Genomic DNA, 20,092 nt, shown 5'->3' on the forward strand with positions numbered 1-20,092 from the left:
CGTGCCGCGCTGACCATCCATGACAGTCTGTCGGCCGGCACTCCGCTAGACTGGCGCATTGCGCGCCGCACGGCTGCTTGACGCGGCCGGCGCTGCGCGCGCTACACTGCGACCATTCAATCTTCATCCCCGCCGACGATGACGTCTCCTGTCCTGAACGGCCTGCGCATCGGTATCACGATCGGCCTGCGCACCCCCGACGAAAGCCTGTGGATCAACGGCATCAAGCAGAACGCACTGTTTCTCGCGAAGCTGCTGATGGCGTCGCCGCACGGCTATCGCGTCACGCTCGTCAACACCACCGGCGTGCCGCTGACCGATGCGCTGCCGTGGGACCGCCATGTGTACGACACGCGCACCTTTGCCGACACGAAGGATTCGCTCGACGTGCTGATCGAACTCGGCGGCCAGATCGACGCGGAGCAGACGGCCTACCTGAAGGCGCGCGGCGCGAAGATCGTCAGCTACTGCTGCGGCGTCGAGTACATCAACGCGATGGAGTCGATGCTGTTCGGCCGCCGGCTGTGGGATTCGCTGTTCATCAACCGCGGCTACGACGAGGTCTGGGCGATTCCGCAGATCGCGCCGTCGTCGCTGCCGTTCCTGCAGTCGCTGCGCCGCTGCCCGGGGCGCGTCGTGCCGTTCGTATGGGATCCGATGTTCCTGACGCAACGCGCGCAGTCGCTGCCGGAGCTCGGCGAATACCGGCCGCGCGGCGAGCGCGGCAAGCGGCTGACCGTGATGGAGCCGAACCACAACGTCGTGAAGTTCTGCGTGTATCCGATGCTGATCATCGACGAGGCGTATCGCCGCGATCCCGATTCGATCGTGTTCACGCACGTGACGAACGCGGATCGCCTCGCGCGCGAGAGCGCCGAGTTCGTGATGCTGATGAACTATCTCGACATCGTGCGCGCGGGCAAGGCGAGTTTCGTCGGACGCTTCGACACGCCGGTGTTCCTGGCCGACCTGACCGACGTCGTCGTGTCGCACCAGTGGTCGAACCCGCTCAACTACTTCTATTTCGACGTCTGCTGGCAGGGCTACCCGCTGGTGCACAACGCGAGCCTCGCCCCCGATCTCGGCTACTACTATCCGGACAACGACGTGCAGCAGGGCGCGGATGCGCTGCTGCGCGCGCTCCATACGCACGACGACGCGTGGGAGGCGTATGCGCGGCGTCAGCGCGAGATCCTGCGCCGCTACACGTCCGCCAATCCGGCGCTCGTTGCCGAGTACGACGCGCTGCTCGCGAACCTCGTCGGCGCGACGGGCGCGTAACGCGAACTTCCGGTACGACAGCCGTGCCTGTTCCGGCGCATGCCGCGTCGCGATTATCGTATGAAGAATTGAGCCTTTAAAAAGAAACCGCCGAATTGGTCGATTCGGCGGTTTTGAAGGCACGAATTTGACGGCTCCGAGGGAAGTCCGTCAAAAATCATTTTATAGGTTAACAAGTCGGAAGGATTGTTAAATTTCTTCCGGATGGTATTGATAGTATAATTCGGCGTGGATTTTCGCTTTGAATGGGGTCGATTGATCTGGTGTGATTGATAATATCGAATCAAACGCGGAAATTAGGTTTCAAAGCGATTGAATGCTAAACTTCGGCGGGTGCTTCGGCGACGGTTGCCCTTGCCGGAAGGGCATCCGAGACTGACGGCGAAGCGAATATGCACCCCGTCGCGGGCATGCCGATTTATCAGATCAAACGGGCAGAATCAGGTTGCGCTTCTGAATCCCGCTGCCTTCTTCTCATTTTCGACTGTCGCATTATTTGGCGCAAAGCGCTGCGCCGATTCGCATTCGGTCGTCCCATTGTGTAATCTGTCGCACTGTGGCGTGCCGTTGCGGTGTGTATTTTCGATATTGGAATGACTTTAAAATATCGAATTTGTCGGCGCGCCGAAACCAAAAGTACGCTCCCGAAAAAGATCGAGAAACTGGATGAGCCGGGAAGGCAGCGGAGCACGCGAGCGTCGCTCGCTCCGCATATAGCGTCAGGTCGGACCGCGCACGGCGGTTCGCCATTTGCCGGAGCGCCGGATGAATGCGGTCAAAGCTCGCCTGGAGGCGAATCGGGAAGTCAATCGTGACGACGAGATCGGTCTGGTGTTCGGCGGGCCCGACCGTCACGCCAATCTCGCGTCGGTACGCAGTTTCGTCGAAAGCCGGCTCGCGTTCGTCTACGAGCCGGTGTGTCGCGCCGACCTGTCGGGCGGCGTGCTGTATCACGAATGCCTCGCGCGGCTGCAGCGCGAATCGGACGACGCGTTGCCGCCGCTCGCGTTTCTGCCGCGGCTGGAATCGTTCGGGCTGATGCACTGGTTCGACCGGCTCGTGGTCGGCCGCACCATCGACGGCCTGCGTGCCGATCCGACGGCCGTCTACGGCTGCAACGTGTCGGCGGCGAGCGCGGTGATGGACGACGCGTGGCTGGCGATCTTCCGGCGGCTCGAGAGGGAGCCGTCGGTGGCCGCGCGGCTGGTGATCGAGATCACCGAGACGGGGCCGCTGAATCCGGTCGCGGGGCGGTCGTTCGTGTCGCGGTTCCGGCAGGCCGGATGCCGCGTCGCGATCGACGATTTCGGCGTCGGTTTCAGCGCGCTGAACAACCTGGTGGTCGGCAATCCCGACATCGTGAAGCTCGACAAGTCGATCCTGTCGATGATCAAGCGCAACGCGATCGGGCGCTACCAGTTCCGCCGGCTGATCGCATTCGCGCACGAAGGGGCGCGGCACGTCGTCGTCGAAGGCGTGGAAAACGAAATGGACCGGCAGATGATCGTGGAGGCCGGGGTCGCATGGGCGCAGGGCATCCGTTTCTCGTGTCGCGCGCCGGCGCCGGCCTTCGCGTGACGGCGCGCCGGAATCGAACATAAAGGGGCTTGAGCATGGCGGGGACGACGACCGGGAGCGGAACGGGCGCGCAGGCGAAGCAGGCGCGCGGCCTCGTCGCGCTCGACGAACTGGCCGACATGCTGCGGCAACTCGGCGCGGAGTCTGCCGAATCGGGCGATGCGCCGATCGATGTCGCACCGTTCGTCGACGGGCTGAAGGTCGTGTCGGATCATATTCACCGGATGAAGCCGCTCGATGCCGAAGGCCGCGAGCTGGCGGCGCGGCACTATTACGCGGGCGTGTTCGCGGGCGCATGCGGCGACGATTCGGCCATCGCGTGCGGCGTGGCAGGCCGTCTTGCGCAGCAGACGGGCGGCGTAAGCCCGGCGTCGGTTCGCCGTTTTGCGATGCTTGCGCGTGTGGGCAGGCGGCACGGCCGCGCGTTCGCCCTGTACAGCGGCCGTCGCGTGCATGCATAGCGGCGGCGGCCGGACATGCCGGCACGGGCCGGGCGGCCCGGTCAGTCCGGCCCGAAACCGCCGAGCAAGAGCGCCATCGCGCGATCGACCGCGTCGTCCCACTGCCCGCGGCGCGTGGCGCGCACGATGCGAATCCCCGGATAGAGCGCGGTGCGCGAGCCGGTTTCCCAGCGCGCGTCGGCCTTCGGGCTCAACAGCAGGATGGCCGGCACGCCGAGCGCGCCGGCGAGATGGACGTGCGCGGTGCAGGTGGTCACGACGGCATCCATTGCGAGCATCAGCGCCGCGAGATCGCTGAAGTCGCCGATCGCGTGGTGCGGGAACGTCACGGGCAGGTCCGACTGCTCGGTGTGCGCGGACAGGTCGCGGTTGATGCAGTACGCGGCGTGACCGTGCATCCGCGTGAGCGGCGCGAGATCGCGCAGGCTGGCCGCACGATGGAAGCGCGCATCGCTTTCGTCGCGGCCGCGCCAGTTGAGTCCGATGCGGCGCGTGCCGGGCGCGCTGCCGTCGCGCGCGACGCGCTCGCGCCACGCGTCGGCGCGATCGGGCGGGCACGACAGGTACGCGGCCGGCACGCCCGCCGGCGCGGGCGCATAGCCGAACTGCGCGGCGAGCACCAGGAACGAACACCAGTAGTCGTACGCGATCTGCGACGTGTCGGCCCACGGGCCATGCGAGCCGACGAACGCGACGTGCGGGAACGTGTGGCGCAGCAGGCCCGTCAACGTGTCGGGCACGACGACGGTCACGCTCGCGCAGCCGAGCGCGTCGAGCGCATGCAGGTAGCGCGCGTACTGCAGCTGGTCGCCGACGCCGCCGTAGCTGATCACGAGCAGCCGCCTGCCTTGCAGCGGCTGGCCCTGGTAGAGCCGGTCCGTTGGCAGCCCGAATTGCGCGGCGGTCAGCACGTTCTCGCTCGCGAGCGTCGCGCGCGCGGCCTCGTCGCGCCGGCCGGCGCGCAGCAGCAGGCCCGACCGCGCCAGCTCGACGCGCCCGCGCTGCGCGTCGGGCAGCGCGGCCGGATCGCCGAAGCGCTCGAGCGCCGCGAGCCCCGCGTCGGGCGCGCCGGCGAAGCCGTAGCACGATGCGAGCTGGAGTGCGATGGCGTCGTCGTCGAGTCCGCGCTCGCGCGCGCGTTGCCAGCAGTCGATCGCATGGCCCCATTCGCAGCGCGCCTCGTGTTCGAGCGCGCGGTTCCAGTACGTTTCGGGCGCGTCGTCGGCGCGCGCACCGGCGGCGGGGCCGGGTTCATCGACAGGCGGCGCGGCGGCGAGCGGTTCGCCCGTGATGAACAGGCGCTGCCGGTCCCAGCGCGGGTTCGGCACGCACAGCAGGTTCAGCGCATCGATCCGGTAGAACGTGTAGTCGAGACCCGCGAAGGTCGCGATGATCGCTGCTTCGCCGACTTTCCAGTACTCGATCCAGCACCACGGCAGATGCGTCTCGATCAGTCGGCGCGCGCCGCGCAGCGCGTCGATCTCCATTCCTTCGATGTCGAGCTTGAGGAAATCGAGCCGCGGCAGGCCGAGCGAATCGAGCGCGACGACCGGGGTCGGCGAGCCGTCTGCGCCGTGGCCGTCGACGAGCGACACCGCGCCGAAATCGGCTGCCTGCCCGTAGTCGATCTCGGGCACCGTCATCGTGCCGTTATGACTCGCGAGCCCCATGTTGCGCAGATGCAGGTTGTCGAGCTGGTTGAGCGCGACGGTGCCGCCGAGCGCATGGAACAGCGTGCGCTGCGGCTCGAACGCATAGACGCGGCCGCCGCGCTCGCGCAGCCGGTGCGCGATCGGCACGCAGACGAGCCCCGCATTCGCGCCGCCGTCCACCGCGATCGCGTCGTCGGGCAACTGGTCGATCACCTGCATGATGGTGTCGAGTTCCTGCTGGATGTGCGGCCGGCCGGTCTTGATCAGCGCCTCGGCCTGATGCGCGCAGTGCCGGTTGATGACGAACGGGCCGTAGACCGAATCGATCACGACGAAGTTGCGGATGGCCTGATTCATGGCGCGGGGCGTGCGGACGCGGTCAGCCGAGGACGCGGCCGGCGAACAGGCGCTGCACCTGTTCGGTATGCGCGCGCACGTTGGGTTCGGCAAGCGCATCGACGCGATGCAGGCAGCGGCGGGCGGCCGCCGCGTAGTCGTCGAGCCGCGCGTCGTGCGTCTGCGCGGCGGTCGCGATGGCGCGCGCCGCGTCGAAGATCTCGAAGTCCGGATAGTAGTAGCCGACGTCGCGCAGGAACGGCGAGTTGTGCACGAGCGGATAGTTGCCGTACAGCGCGTCGTACAGCAGGTAGTTGAGACCGTTTTCCCAATGGTGCGACACGACGATGTCGGTGTGATGCGCGGCCCACGCGACGAACGGCGCGCGCACGTCGGCCGTCGCCTTGCCGTCGCGCACCATCTCGAGCCCGAGCGCGAGATGCTTGAAGGCGACGTTTTCCTTCTTGTCGAACGTGTTGGTCATATATACGTGCTCGACGAGTTCCGGATGCTCGACGTAGCACGCGTTTGCGGCCAGCATCGGCACGATCGCGCTCTTGACGACGTTCAGGTTCGGCTCGAAGAACGCGATGCGTTTCGCGGGGCCGTGGTTCCGGTAGCCGAAGCGCGCCTTCAGTTCGGGATCGGCATCGAGGCTGCGTTCGATGAAATACGGCGACCAGATGTGCGGCAGCTCGATCACCGGCGCGCGATAGACGGCCTGGAAGTAAGCCGCGCACGTATGCATGTGCTGCGGATTGGTCCAGATCGCGTCGAACTGCACGCGGTTCGGGTTCGGGCGCCAGTTGTTCTTCTCGAAGTTGATCGTTTCGACCGCGATCACGTAGTCGTTGCCGAAGCGGTACGACACGCACTTGCCGCCGTGCCGGCGCACGGCGTCCGCGTGCGTCTGGTCGATGAACGCGTTCATCTCGATCAGCAGGTCGGTCTGATGAACGACCGCGGACAGCGGGCGCAGCGCGTCGCGGAACGCGTCCATCATCAGCGCCTGCGGATACTCGGCAATGCCGTCGTCGTGCGCGAGCCAGACTTCACCGATCAGCGGCGACTGCTTCAGCAGCATGTACAGGTACACGCAGTGCTGATTCGCGCCGTTGTACCAGATCGACTGCGTCGCGTCGCGCTGCACGTTCATCGTAATCGCGACATTGATTTTCATGGCGGCTCCCGCGCGACGCTCACTGCGGCGTGTAGTTCTGCGCCTGCCGCGGCACGTAGCCGGTCAGGCGCCAGTGTCCGTCGTCCTCGAGGCGGAAGCTCAGCTTCTCGTACATCGTCGTGCCGGTGGTCAGCGTGGTCGCGTAGTCGATGTTCGCGTAGAGCCCGTCGGGCGTCGACGGCACTCCCGCGTAGCGGATCCGCGTGATTTGCGCCCACCCGCGATGTCGCACGAGGCCGACCGTCTGCCGCGCGCGTCGCATGTCGGTGACGAACTGGGGCTGCGCGATCCGGGTCTTGACGAAGCTGGCGGAATCGATCCACAGATCGTCGAACTGGCCGTTGTCGAGCCGTTTGAACACGGTATCGGCGTCCTGCAGCAGTTCGTCCGCGGACTCGCCGCCGGACTGTGCATGGGCGCCGAAGGCGATCGAGGCGGCGGCGCAGGCGATCAGCCATTTCGCGCGAGTGACGGAGGAGCGTGCGGTCATGACGGTGTCCGGGGAGATAGGCGGCGCATCACGCGTCGCGATGAAGGGCCGCGATCGCATCCGTATACGCGGCGACGTTGTCGGGGTTGTAGATGCTGACCGAATCGAGCACGTGCTTCGACTGCTCGCGGTACGCATCGAGGTTCGCGTCGTGTTCGGCGAAGGCCTGCAGCAGCGCACGGCCGCCGGCCTGGCAGTCGAAGTCGGGATAGTAATACCCGGCCTTGCCGAGGAACGGCGAGTTGTGGATCAGCGGATAGTCGCCGTACAGCAGTTCGTAGTACAGGTAGTTCTGCGCGTTCTCCCACGTATGCGACACGACTGCGTCGCCATACGCGGCCATGAACTCGTACACCGCGTAGCGGCTTTCGAACGTCGTGATCCCGTGGTCGACGATGTCGAGGCTCTTCGCGAAATGGACGAAGGTCGTGTGGTTCTTCAGGTGCGTCGTATTGCACACGCGCACGATCTCGACGAAGTCGGGCCGCGCGCGATACGCTTCCTCGGTCACGAGCATCGGGATGATGCTCGTCTTCACCATGCAGATGTTCGGCTCGAACATCGTCACGCGCCAGCGCGGCTTGCCGGGCTGATAGCCGTACGACAAGCCGCCGCCGAGCGACGCGCGCGCCTTGTCGAACAGCAGCGGATGCCAGATGTGCGGGACGATCGTGACGGGCGCGCGCAGGCCCGTCTGGTAATAGTGCAGGCACGAGCGCTCGAACTCGGGAATCGTCCACACGGCATCGTACGGCGCGCCGGAGAACAGGAAGCCCGACGGCTTGTTGAACATCGCGCGCTCGATGTCGATCACGTAGTCGTTGCCGACCCGCATCGTGACGACCTTGCCGCCGCGTTCGCGGAACGCGCGCAGATAATCCGCGCCGAACTGCGCGCTCATCTCGATCAGCACGTCGCAGCGCTGCATCGCTTCGTCCATCGACAGCAGCGGCACGTTCCATTCGCCGAGCATCATCTGCGGATCGGCGACCTGTTCGCCGCCGTTCACCATCACCGCTTCCGCGACGAGCGGCGACTGGCGCAGCAGCAGGATCAGCAGCAGGCAGTTCTGGAAGATGCCGTTTTCCCACAGCGACTGGCCGGCGCCGCGCACGAACAGCGACACGCCGACGACGAGGCGCTTGCCGTCGCCGGGCGCGTGACGGGCATTGGAGTCCGACATGCGTATGCTCCGGTTCAGGCGACCAGACGCGAGACGAACGCGTCGAGGTTCGCGGGGTTGTCGATCGATACCGACTTCAGCAGCCGGTCGGTTTTCGTGCGGTAGTCGTCGGCGCGCTCGTCGTGATGCAGCCACGCGTCGAGCAGCGCACGGCCGCCCGCCTGCGAGTCGAAGTCCGGATAGTAGTAGCCGGCGTCGCCGAGCAGCGTCGAGTTGTGGAACAGTGGATAGCCGCCGTAGAGCACGTCGTAGTACAGATAGTTCTGCCCGTTCTCCCAGTGATGGGACACGACGGCGTCCGCGTGGCGAGCCATGAAGCCGGGCAGGTCGAGGCGCGGCTCGAAGGTCGCCTTGTGGTGGCGCACGAGGTCGAGGCTGTTCGCGAAATGCACGAAGGTCGAATGCGTCTTCATGTGCATCGCGTTGACGACGAACAGGTGCTGGACCGCGTCGGGCCGCGCGCGATAGAACTCGTCGCAGGCGAGCATCGGGTAATGGCAGGTCTTCACGACCGAGATGTTCGGTTCGAGCGTCGCGAGCCGCCACGGACGGCGGCCGGGCTGGTAGCCGAACGTCGCGCCTTCGGCGGCGAGCGTGGCGAGGCGACGCTCGAGGAAGTAGGGCGACCAGATGTGCGGCATCAGGTGTACCGGCGCGCGCAGCAGCGTGCGCAGCATCGGCGCGGCGGTCTTGTCGTACTGCGGCAGCAGCCAGACTTCGTCGAACGGCGCGCCGTTGATGATGTGCCCGGACGGCTTGTCGAAGATCGGCGTTTCGCACAGGCCCGCGTATGTGTGGCCGCAGAAGAATGCGACGCGCTTCTTGCCGAGCGCCTTCATGTGCTTGAGCCAGTCGACCGGCAGCTGCGCGCCCATTTCAATCACGACGTCGAGTTCGTGCGTGACGTCGGCCGGTTTCACGAGCGGCACGTCGAGGCCGTCGAGGTCGAGGCCGGCCGGCAGCGCCTGCGCGTCGCCGCCGTTCAGGAAATACACGGGACCGACGCGCTCCGAACGCTTCAGCATCATCGCGAGGAACGCGATGTTCTGGTGAATGCCGTTTTCCCAGATCGCCTGGCCGTCGCGCGCAAACAGCGAGATGCCGACGGCTGGCCGTTGTCTGCGGGTGCCGCCCGAGGCGGTTTCATTGATGTCCGTCACCGGCTGTGTTCCTCTGCGGCGTCGTGCGTTCGGCCGTGGCGTCGGGCGCCCGGCACGGAATCGTCGCGCCGTGGATTGTCATGGTCGCGCAGGCGCGGGCGCGCTCCGGCACACGGAGCGCGGCGCGCGAGTCGCGGCGTCGACGGCCGCCTTGTGCAGCGCACCGCCGGGCCGGCCGTTCGCGGCGCCCGGACAGGCCGCCCGGCGGCTGTCTGCGGCGATTGTGGCACGGAAATCGCCGGTTTGTGGAGGCGCATGACCAACTTTGACACTGCTGCCGGCGAGCGGACTGGAGGTCGGCGAAGCCGTGTGGCGGCCCGTGTACGGCTCAGCGCTGCAGCGAGATTTCGACGCGACGGTTGCTGGCGCGGCCTTCGGCCGTCGCGTTGGAGGCGACCGGATCGGCGCTGCCGCGGCCCGTGACCGTCAGCGCCTGCGTTTTCAGCCCGTGGCGCGTCAGGTAGGCCGCGACGGTTTCCGCGCGGCGCTTCGACAGAGCGAGGTTGGACGCGTCGCTGCCCACCGAATCCGTATAGCCCGTAATCGTTACCTGCGTGTACGTGCGGTCCTCGCGTTCGCTCAGCAGCTTGTCGAGCGATGTGCGTGCGGCCGGCGTCAGCGTGGACAGGCCGGTCGCAAACAGCGCGTCGCCGGCGAGATTCACGTGCTCGACGGCGGCGGGCGCCGGCGCGGGCGTTGCCGCCGGCGCGGGTTCGGCCGGCGCCGCGCCGCACTGGAACACGAGCGAGGCTGGATCCGAGCCGTCGCGCAGCGCGCGCGCCGCGTCGACGGTGCGCACGGGCTGGTCGCCGCAGATCTTGCGCGCGGCTTTCATGCAGGTCTGCGGGCCCGACAGCAGGCCGTGGCAGTCCACCTGGAAGGTGCGCACGCCGTCGCGCGGCTGCAGTTCGGACGCGCTGTAGGTCGGACCGGATGCGGTCGAACAGGCGGCGAGGGCCGTTGCGGCAAGGGCGAGCGCAAGAGCGAGTTTATTCACGATGACATCCTCAAAACTGGATTGACGGGAGCCCGCCGCAGCGCGTGCGGCGGGCTCGGCCGGCCGTCGGTGCCGCCGCGGCCGGCCTGCGGGAACCGGCCGGCCTGGCGGCGCGACGCGTTACTTCCACTGGTACAGCATGCCCGCGCCGATCACCTTCTGGTTGCCGCTGAAGCCGCCGTTGATCGACGCCTTCAGGTTTTCGGTGATGCGCGCCTGCATGTTGACCGCCATCGCCTTCTGGCCGAGGAACGTCGAGGTGCCGATCCCCATCCCGAAGTTGGCGTCGCGATCGAGCTGCGGGATCGACGCCATCGCGCCGACGGCCGCGATACCCTGCTTCGCCATCTGGTCGGTCTGCTGCAGTTGCGAACCCAGCGTGTTGATCTGCGTCTGCTGGCCCGACAGCGCCGTCGACAGCGTCGTCTGCACCGCCGTCAGCTGGTTCACGTTGACCGCGTCGGTGCCTTGCGTACCCGGCGCGACGTTCGTGATCTGGCGCTGCTGCGTGTCGCTGCCGACCGACACCACGTTCGAGCGGCCGCCGTCCGTCGAATTCGCGCCGATCGCGACCGAGTTCGAGCCGGCGGTGACGGTCGGCCTGTCGGAGCCGGTGCCGTTCATGTCGGCCGCGATGCCGGAACTGTTCGCCGTACGCGTCGTGTTGTTGTTGATCGTCGTCGACAGCTGGGTCAGCGTGTTGGTGATGTTGGTCACGCCGGTCGACAGCGACGCCACGTTGCTGTTCGTCGTGCTCAGCCCCGTCGACAGCGAGCCGATGCCGGTCGAGGTCGACGTGGACAGCGACGTGAGGTTGCTGTTGGTCGAGCTGATGGTCGTCGACAGCGAGTTGATTGCGGTCGAGGTCGACGTGGACAGCGACGACACGGTGCTGTTGGTTGCGCTGAGGCCCGTGGACAGCGAGCCGATGCCGGTCGACAGCGACGAGATGTTCGACGCGGTCGAGGTCGACAGGCTGTTGAGCGCCTGGTTCGTCGCGTTGAGCTGGCTGCCGTTGATCGCGTCCGTGCTGGTGGCCGAGATCTGGCCGGCTGCGACGTTCGTGATCTGGCGTTCCGCGCCCGGCGCGCCGACGCTGACGACGCTGGTCGGCGTGCTGCCGGCGAAGAAGTACGTGACGCCGCCGATCGTGGCGCTCGACGTCGGATTCGCGTTGCCGGTGACCGAGTTCGTGCCGAGCGCGACGTCGTTCACGTTCTTCGCGACCGCGTTCGCACCGAACGCGAGCGAGCCGGCCGCGGCGGCCGTCGACGTGTTGCCGAGGGCGAGCGAGCCGTCGCCGGTGGCCGTGTTCGCGTTGCCGATCGCGATCGCGCCGGTGCCGGTTGCCGTGTTGTTGGCACCGAGGGCGACCGCGCCGGTGCCCGTTGCGACGTTCGGATCGCCGATCGCGACCGCACCGTCGCCGCTCGCGGTGTTCGCCGAGCCGATCGACACGGCCTTGCCGCCGGTGGCTGACGCGTTCTGGCCGATCGCGACTGCGCCGTTCGACGACGCGCTGGCGCCGTCGCCGACCGCGACGCTGCTCGCGCCCGACGCGCTGGCGTTGGTGCCTGCCGCGATCGCGTTCACGCCCGTTGCGCCGTTGTTGTCGTAGTTGCCCTGCTGCGTGCCGTTGTCGTTGACGCTGTAGTAGTGCGTCTTCGCGGCCTGGATCGCGGTCGACGTCGACGTGGACAGCGACGTGATCGAGCTGTTGGCCGTGCTCAGGCCGGTGGACAGCGAGCCGATGCCGGTCGAGGTCGAGGTGGACAGCGACAGCATCGAGCTGTTGGTCGTGCTCAGGCCGGTGGACAGCGAGTTGATGCCGGTCGAGGTCGAGGTGGACAGCGATGCGACCGTACTGTTGGTCGAACTGAGGCCGGTGGACAGCGAGCTGATGCCGGTCGAGGTCGAGGTGGACAGCGACGCGACGGTGCTGTTGGTCGAGCTCAGGCCGGTGGACAGCGAGCTGATGCCGGTCGAGGTCGAGGTGGACAGCGACGCGATCGAGCTGGTGGCCGAGCTGAGGCCGGTCGACAACGAGTTGATGCCGGTCGAGGTCGAGGTCGAGAGCGAGCTGATCGAGCTGGTCGCGGAGGACAGACCGGTCGAGGTCGAGGTCGACAGGGACGCGACGGTGCTGTCGGTCGAGCTCAGGCCGGTGGACAGCGAGCTGATACCGGTCGAGGTCGAGGTGGACAGCGAGCCGATGGAGCTCGTTGCGGACGACAGGCCGGTCGACGTGGAGGTCGACAGCGAAGCTACCGTGCTGTCGGTCGAGCTCAAGCCGGTGGACAGCGAGCTGATACCGGTCGAAGTCGAGGTGGACAGCGAGGATACCGTGCTGTTGGTCGAGCTCAGACCGGTGGAGAGCGAGCTGATACCGGTCGAAGTCGACGTGGACAGAGACGTGATCGAGCTGGTCGCCGAGGACAGGCCGGTCGACGTGGAGGTCGACAGGGAAGCGACGGTGCTGTCGGTTGAGCTGAGACCCGTGGACAGCGAGCTGATACCGGTCGAAGTCGACGTGGACAGCGAGGTGATCGAGCTGGTCGCAGAGGACAGGCCGGTCGACGTGGAGGTCGACAGGGAAGCGACGGTGCTGTTGGTCGAGCTCAGGCCAGTGGACAACGAGCTGATACCGGTCGAAGTCGACGTCGAGAGCGACGTGATCGAGCTGTTAGCCGATGACAGGCCGGTCGACGTGGAGGTCGACAGGGAAGCGACGGTGCTGTCGGTCGAGCTGAGGCCCGTGGACAGCGAGCTGATGCCGGTCGAGGTCGACGTCGAGAGCGACGTGATCGAGCTGTTAGCCGACGACAAGCCGGTCGACGTGGAAGTCGACAGAGAAGCCACCGTGCTGTCGGTCGAGCTGAGGCCCGTGGACAGCGAGCTGATGCCGGTCGAGGTCGACGTCGAGAGCGACGTGATCGAGCTGTTAGCCGACGACAGGCCGGTCGACGTGGAGGTCGACAGCGAAGCGACCGTGCTGTCGGTCGAGCTCAGGCCGGTCGAGAGCGAGCTGATACCCGTCGAAGTCGACGTGGACAGCGACGTGATCGAGCTGTTAGCCGATGACAGGCCCGTCGACGTGGAGGTCGACAGGGAAGCGACGGTGCTGTCGGTCGAGCTGAGGCCGGTGGACAGCGAGCTAATACCGGTCGAAGTCGACGTCGACAGAGACGTGATCGAGCTGTTAGCCGACGACAAGCCGGTCGACGTGGAAGTCGACAGCGAAGCCACCGTGCTGTCGGTCGAGCTGAGGCCCGTGGACAACGAGCTGATACCGGTCGAAGTCGACGTCGACAGCGACGTGATCGAGCTGTTAGCCGACGACAGGCCGGTCGACGTGGAGGTCGACAGCGAAGCCACCGTGCTGTCGGTCGAGCTCAGGCCGGTGGACAGCGAACTGATACCGGTCGAAGTCGACGTCGACAGAGACGTGATCGAGCTGTTAGCCGAGGACAGGCCGGTCGACGTGGAGGTCGACAACGAAGCGACCGTGCTATCGGTCGAGCTCAGGCCCGTGGACAGCGAACCGATACCGGTCGAAGTCGATGTGGACAGTGACGCGATCGAGCTATTAGCCGACGACAGACCCGTCGATGTGGAGGTCGACAGCGAAGTGACGGTGCTATTTGTCGAGCTGAGGCCGGTGGACAGCGAACTGATGCCGGTCGAAGTCGACGTGGACAGCGACGCGATCGAGCTGTTAGCCGAGGACAGACCCGTCGACGTAGAGGTCGACAGCGAAGTCACGGTGCTGTTGGTCGAGCTGAGACCCGTGGACAGCGAACTGATACCCGTCGAAGTCGACGTGGACAGCGACGCGATCGAACTATTAGCCGACGACAGCCCCGTCGACGTAGAAGTCGACAGCGAAGTCACGGTGCTGTTGGTCGAGCTGAGACCCGTGGACAACGAGCTGATACCGGTCGAGGTCGACGTGGACAGCGAAGCCACGGTGCTATTGGTCGAGCTGAGTCCGGTCGAAAGCGATGCGATCTCGCCGCTGGACGACGACACGGTCGTCGACAGCGAGTCCAGCGTCGAATTGGTTGCGAAGAGCTGCGAACCGTTGATCGCGTCGGTGCTGTCGGCGGTGATTCGCCCGGCCGCGACGTTCGTGACCTGGCGCTCGCCGCCTTGGCTGCCGACGCTGACCACGCTGGTCGGATTGCCGCCAGCGAACGTGTGGGTCGTGCCGCCGACGGTACCGGTCGGCGTCGGGTTCGGTGCCGACGTGACTGAACCGCTGCCGAGCGCGACGTCGCCGGCGTTGTTGGCGGCGGCGTTCCGGCCGATCGCGACCGCGCCGTTTGCCTTCGCGTTCGCGCTGTCGCCGACCGCGACGCTGCTCGTGCCTGCCGCGCTTGCCGCCACGCCAGCGGCCAGCGAATTGACGCCGACTGCGCCCTTGTTGTCGTAGTTGGCCTGTTGCGTGCCACCGTCGTTGACGCTGTAGTAATGCGTCTTTGCGGCTTCGATTGCCGTCGAGGTCGAAGTGGACAGCGACGTGATCGAGCTGTTGGCCGTGCTCAGGCCGGTGGACAGCGAGCCGATGCCGGTCGAAGTCGAGGTGGACAGCGACAGCACCGTGCTGTTGGTCGAGCTCAGCCCCGTCGACAGCGAACCGATCGAGCTATTGGCCGACGAGAGCCCCGTCGAAGTGGACGACGAAAGCGAAGCGACGTTGCTGTTGGTCGAGCTGAGGCCGGTGGACAGCGAGCTGATACCGGTCGAGGTCGAGGTGGACAGCGACAGCACCGAGCTGTTGGTCGAGCTCAGCCCCGTCGACAACGAACCGATCGAGCTGTTCGCCGACGACAGACCCGTCGACGTGGAAGTCGACAGCGAGGTGACAGTGCTATTAGTCGAGCTGAGGCCGGTGGACAGCGAGCTGATACCGGTCGAGGCCGACGTGGACAGCGACAGCACCGAGCTATTGGTCGAGCTGAGCCCCGTCGACAGCGAACCGATCGAGCTGTTCGCCGACGACAGACCCGTCGAGGTCGACGACGAAAGCGAAGCGACGTTGCTGTTGGTGGAGCTGAGGCCGGTGGACAGCGAGCTGATGCCGGTCGAGGCCGACGTGGACAGCGACAGCACCGAGCTGTTGGTCGAACTCAGGCCCGTCGACAGCGAACCGATCGAGCTATTGGCCGACGAAAGGCCCGTCGAAGTCGACGACGAAAGCGAGGCGACGTTGCTGTTGGTGGAACTGAGGCCGGTGGACAGCGAACTGATACCGGTCGAAGTCGACGTGGACAGCGACAGCACCGTGCTATTGGTCGAGCTGAGCCCCGTCGACAGCGAACCGATCGAGCTATTGGCCGACGAAAGGCCCGTCGAAGTCGACGACGAAAGCGAGGCGACGTTGCTGTTGGTGGAACTGAGGCCGGTGGACAGCGAACTGATACCGGTCGAAGTCGACGTGGACAGCGACAGCACCGTGCTATTGGTCGAGCTGAGCCCCGTCGACAGCGAACCGATCGAGCTATTGGCCGACGAGAGTCCCGTCGAAGTGGACGACGAAAGCGAAGCGACATTGCTGTTGGTGGAACTGAGGCCAGTCGACAGCGAGCTGATACCGGTCGAGGTCGAGGTGGACAGCGACAGCACCGAGCTGTTGGTCGAGCTCAGGCCCGTCGACAGCGAACCGATCGAGCTATTCGCCGACGAGAGCCCGGTCGAGGTCGACGACGAAAGCGAAGCGACGTTGCTGTTGGTGGAACTGAGGCCGGTCGACAGCGAGCTGATACCGGTGGAGGTCGACGTGGACAGCGACAGCACCGTGCTATTGGTCGAACTCAGGCCGGTCGAGAGCGACCCAATCGAGCTATTGGCCGACGAGAGCCCCGTCGAGGTCGACGACGAAAGCGAAGCGACGTTGCTGTTGGTGGAGCTCAGTCCGGTAGACAGCGAGCTGATGCCGGTGGAGGTCGAGGTCGACAGCGACAGCACCGTGCTATTGGTCGAACTCAGGCCGGTCGAGAGCGAACCGATCGAGCTATTCGCTGACGAAAGTCCCGTCGAAGTCGACGACGACAGCGATGCGACGTTGCTGTTGGTGGAACTGAGGCCGGTGGACAGCGAACTGATACCGGTCGAAGTCGACGTGGACAGCGACAGCACCGTGCTATTGGTCGAGCTGAGCCCCGTCGACAGCGAACCGATCGAGCTATTGGCCGACGAAAGGCCCGTCGAAGTCGACGACGAAAGCGAGGCGACGTTGCTGTTGGTGGAACTGAGGCCGGTGGACAGCGAACTGATACCGGTCGAAGTCGACGTGGACAGCGACAGCACCGTGCTATTGGTCGAGCTGAGCCCCGTCGACAGCGAACCGATCGAGCTATTGGCCGACGAGAGTCCCGTCGAAGTGGACGACGAAAGCGAAGCGACATTGCTGTTGGTGGAACTGAGGCCAGTCGACAGCGAGCTGATACCGGTCGAGGTCGAGGTGGACAGCGACAGCACCGAGCTGTTGGTCGAGCTCAGGCCCGTCGACAGCGAACCGATCGAGCTATTCGCCGACGAGAGCCCGGTCGAGGTCGACGACGAAAGCGAAGCGACGTTGCTGTTGGTGGAACTGAGGCCGGTCGACAGCGAGCTGATACCGGTGGAGGTCGACGTGGACAGCGACAGCACCGTGCTATTGGTCGAACTCAGGCCGGTCGAGAGCGACCCAATCGAGCTATTGGCCGACGAGAGCCCCGTCGAGGTCGACGACGAAAGCGAAGCGACGTTGCTGTTGGTGGAGCTCAGTCCGGTAGACAGCGAGCTGATGCCGGTGGAGGTCGAGGTCGACAGCGACAGCACCGTGCTATTGGTCGAACTCAGGCCGGTCGAGAGCGAACCGATCGAGCTATTCGCTGACGAAAGTCCCGTCGAAGTCGACGACGACAGCGATGCGACGTTGCTGTTGGTCGAACTCAGCCCGGTCGACAACGACCCGATCGAACTGTTCGCCGACGAGAGCCCCGTCGACGTCGACGACGACAGCGAAGCGACGCTGCTATTGGTCGAGCTAAGGCCGGTAGACAGCGAACTGACCGAGCTGTTGGTCGCGCTGAGCCCCGTCGACAACGACCCGATCGAACTGTTCGCCGACGAAATCCCGGTCGAAGCCGAAGTCGACAGGCTCGTGATGCTCGACGTCGTCGTGCTCGCGACCGCATAGAGCTGGCTACCGTTGATCGCATCCGTGCTGGTCGCGCTGACGAGGCCCGCGGCGACGTTCTGCACGCGGCGCTCCGCGTTCGGCTGGCCGACGCTGACGACGCCGCCGGCCGCGCCCGCGCCCGCATAGTTGCCGAAGGTCTGGCCGCCGATCGTCGTGTTGCTGACCGACGTGGTGCCGCCGGACGTCGACGTCAGCGCACTGCTTGTGACCGAGCTGCTGCCGAGCGCGACCGAATTGGCGACGTTCGCGGTCGACCCGACGCCGAGCGCGATCGCGTTGGTCACCGACGCCGTCGCGTTTTGCGCGAACGCGACGGAGCCCGCGCCCGACGCGGTCGAGTTCGACCCGAACGCGGTCGCGTACGAGTTCGATGCGACCGCTGCCGCACCGACCGCCACCGCGCCCGCGTTGCCGCTCGCCGTCGCGCCGTTGCCGAGCGCGAGCGCGTCCGTGCCGATCGCCTGCGTATTGGCCGCGAAGCTGCCGACATTGCCGAGCGCGATCGCGCCCGTGCCGTTCGCGGTCGCGGAGTTGCCGATCGCCACCGAGCCGTTCGTGCCCGTCGCATTCGCCGAGCTGCCGATTGCCACCGAGCTGTTCGACGCGGTGCTGCTGTTGCCCATCGCGACGGAACCCGTACCGCTCGCCGAGTTCGCGTTGCCGAGCGCCACCGCGCCTTGGCCGTTGGACGTGTTGTTCGCGCCGACCGCGACCGCGCCGGTGCCGGTCGCGCTGTTCGGGTCGCCGATCGCCACTGCGCCGTCGCCGGTCGCCGTCTGACCGCGGCCGATCGCGACCGCGCCGCCGCCTGCCGTGCTGCCGTTCGCCGTCGTGCCGGTCGAGCCGATCGCGACGTTGCGGCCGGTCGCGCCCGACACGACACCGTCGCCTTGCGCGATGCCGTATGCGCCGTTGACGGTCGCACCGCGGCCGACCGCGATGCCCGACGTGGCCGCCGACGCGACCGACGACTGCCCACCGATCGCGATGCCGTCCGACGCGGCCGCTTGCGCACCCTTCGTAGCATTGCTGCCGATCGCGACCGCGCCGGCGCCCGACGCGATCGTCGAGTTCGCGTACGACAGCGGCGTCGTTCCGTTGCCCGCCGCACCGCCGATCGCCACCGAGTTCAGCGCATTCGCGGTTGCGCCGAAGCCGAGCGCGGTCGAACCGGCGCCGCTCGCAGTCGATTCGAGGCCGGCCGCGGTGCCCCACAGCGCGGCCGACGACAGGAAGCCCGTCGCGGTGCCGCCCGTGCCGGTGACCTGCGCAAACGCGCCGTACACGGTGGCCGCGAGGTTGTTGTTGCCGCTCGCGTTACAGCCGGCGACGGTCGAATACGTGCCGGAGCCGTCGGACGCATACGCGTTCGTGTTGCCGGTGGTCGTGCGGCCGACGGTGCCGTTGCCGCCGCTCGACGTACACGACGAAACGGTGAATTGCGAGCCGTTCGTCGTGCCGGGCACGAGCGTGTTCGCGCCGGCGAGGCCGGGCAGCGCCGTCAGCACGACGGCGGCGGCGACCGCCACGGCAGACTTGTTCGGCTTGCCGCGCGCGGTAGAAATTTCCGATGCGGCAACCCAGGCGCCGAGTGCTTCGTTCCAGATCGAGCGGTATGTGCGGTTCATGTCCTGCTACCTCCAAATAAGCACGCAACACACCGGTCTCTTTCGTTAGATGAATATGCCGTGCGCTCGCGCGAATCTCAAAAATATCGGCGGAGTTTATTGGAGGGCGATTTTGGAGACTGCAAAGGAATGACAAATTGCCGGTTTTGAAAGTCAAAAGATCGTTAATTTGTCACATTTTGATGTAGTTGACGGTAATGATTCTGGAAGGTGTGCGGAGGTATTGTGTAAGAAGTCTTGCGAATCTTCTGGAGGATAGTTTTTCCTTTGAAATCAACTAGGTGCAGCAAATATATAGTCCGACACAAGCATTCATCATACTAAATCGAAAGGAAAACGAAAAAGCAAACGTTTGCGCGCCATGGAATCCTTTCATCAATGTAATATTTTCCGGATGATTGGTTCTGAATAAATAAGATCTCTCGTTGGGATTTTTTAGGTGTTCTATATAATTAGGCTATCTCAAATTTGTCGGGATTATATTTAATTTAATAACTGGTAAATCGTGGAATTCCGATTATGCAGGTTTGCGCATCGCCCGCCGTGCGATCGCCCGTGGGACGGGCGTCCCGAAGCGGTCTGTCCGGCGGATTTGTAAGAATTTGCTACCGAAGCCGAGACATGACGCTGTCGATTTGCCGTCAAATTTTTCCGATTGGCGGGATCGAAAAACGGCATTTTCGGCAAGGTTTGCCGACGTGCCGATTTGCTCGCCCTGACACCCTGCAAGGTCTCGGACGGGTAAAAAGGGGCGGGATGCAGCCGTGTCCGGCCGGCACGCAGCGGCCGAGGCGGGGTGTAATTCTGTGAAGGGGGCGCCGCAAGCCCGGGAAAACGGCCTTCTGACCGAAGGCGCCGTGTCGCGCGAAGGCGCATGTGGCCCAAGCCGGCGGAAACGGAGGTCGAGGCCGCGACCGGGCATCGCCGCATGGTTTGGCCAGCGTGCGATCGCGAGCCGCG

Annotated in this window: 10 protein-coding genes; 3 read left to right on the forward strand and 7 right to left on the reverse strand. The window is 65.7% G+C overall.

All coding sequences use genetic code 11. From position 1 onward, the window contains the following. The first annotated feature begins 138 nt into the window (after positions 1–138). From WS57_RS01970 to WS57_RS01980, 3 genes are all read left to right on the forward strand, one after another. On the forward strand, positions 139–1,281 hold the full coding sequence (locus WS57_RS01970; RefSeq protein ID WP_009695612.1) for a DUF2827 domain-containing protein: 1,143 nt from the start codon (positions 139–141) through the stop codon (positions 1,279–1,281). A 765-nt stretch (positions 1,282–2,046) separates the two neighbouring features. Further along, positions 2,047–2,859 (forward strand): EAL domain-containing protein, encoded by an 813-nt coding sequence (locus tag WS57_RS01975; protein ID WP_069243674.1) that lies wholly within the window; start codon positions 2,047–2,049, stop codon positions 2,857–2,859. 35 nt (positions 2,860–2,894) lie between these two features. Then, on the forward strand, positions 2,895–3,320 hold the full coding sequence (locus WS57_RS01980) for a hypothetical protein (RefSeq protein ID WP_009695610.1): 426 nt from the start codon (positions 2,895–2,897) through the stop codon (positions 3,318–3,320). Positions 3,321–3,361: 41 nt separating this feature from the next. Here the strand turns inward: WS57_RS01980 and WS57_RS01985 are convergent, their stop codons facing one another. The 7 genes from WS57_RS01985 to WS57_RS36760 all read right to left on the reverse strand — a co-directional run bounded on the left by WS57_RS01985 (position 3,362) and on the right by WS57_RS36760 (position 19,132). Beyond that, on the reverse strand, positions 3,362–5,329 hold the full coding sequence (locus tag WS57_RS01985; RefSeq protein ID WP_069243675.1) for an FkbM family methyltransferase: 1,968 nt from the start codon (positions 5,327–5,329) through the stop codon (positions 3,362–3,364). Between the two features lie 22 nt (positions 5,330–5,351). Beyond that, positions 5,352–6,488: a DUF2827 family protein gene (locus WS57_RS01990; RefSeq protein WP_009689358.1), complete on the reverse strand. Its 1,137-nt coding sequence runs from the start codon at positions 6,486–6,488 to the stop codon at positions 5,352–5,354. A gap of 19 nt (positions 6,489–6,507) precedes the next feature. Next, positions 6,508–6,978, reverse strand: coding sequence for a DUF4019 domain-containing protein (locus WS57_RS01995; protein ID WP_009689359.1), 471 nt, complete (start codon positions 6,976–6,978; stop codon positions 6,508–6,510). A 28-nt stretch (positions 6,979–7,006) separates the two neighbouring features. Further along, positions 7,007–8,161, reverse strand: coding sequence for a DUF2827 domain-containing protein (locus WS57_RS02000; RefSeq protein WP_069243676.1), 1,155 nt, complete (start codon positions 8,159–8,161; stop codon positions 7,007–7,009). Positions 8,162–8,175: 14 nt separating this feature from the next. Continuing rightward, on the reverse strand, positions 8,176–9,321 hold the full coding sequence (locus WS57_RS02005) for a DUF2827 domain-containing protein (protein WP_040131030.1): 1,146 nt from the start codon (positions 9,319–9,321) through the stop codon (positions 8,176–8,178). 328 nt (positions 9,322–9,649) lie between these two features. Then, entirely contained in the window at positions 9,650–10,318 is a 669-nt protein-coding gene (locus WS57_RS02010; RefSeq protein ID WP_059605155.1) for an OmpA family protein, read from the reverse strand. 120 nt (positions 10,319–10,438) lie between these two features. Beyond that, positions 10,439–19,132, reverse strand: coding sequence for an ESPR-type extended signal peptide-containing protein (locus WS57_RS36760; RefSeq protein WP_155774293.1), 8,694 nt, complete (start codon positions 19,130–19,132; stop codon positions 10,439–10,441). Between the last annotated feature and the right edge of the window lie 960 nt (positions 19,133–20,092).

Origin of the sequence: Burkholderia pseudomultivorans, assembly GCF_001718415.1 — a bacterium.
Lineage (GTDB): Bacteria > Pseudomonadota > Gammaproteobacteria > Burkholderiales > Burkholderiaceae > Burkholderia > Burkholderia pseudomultivorans_A.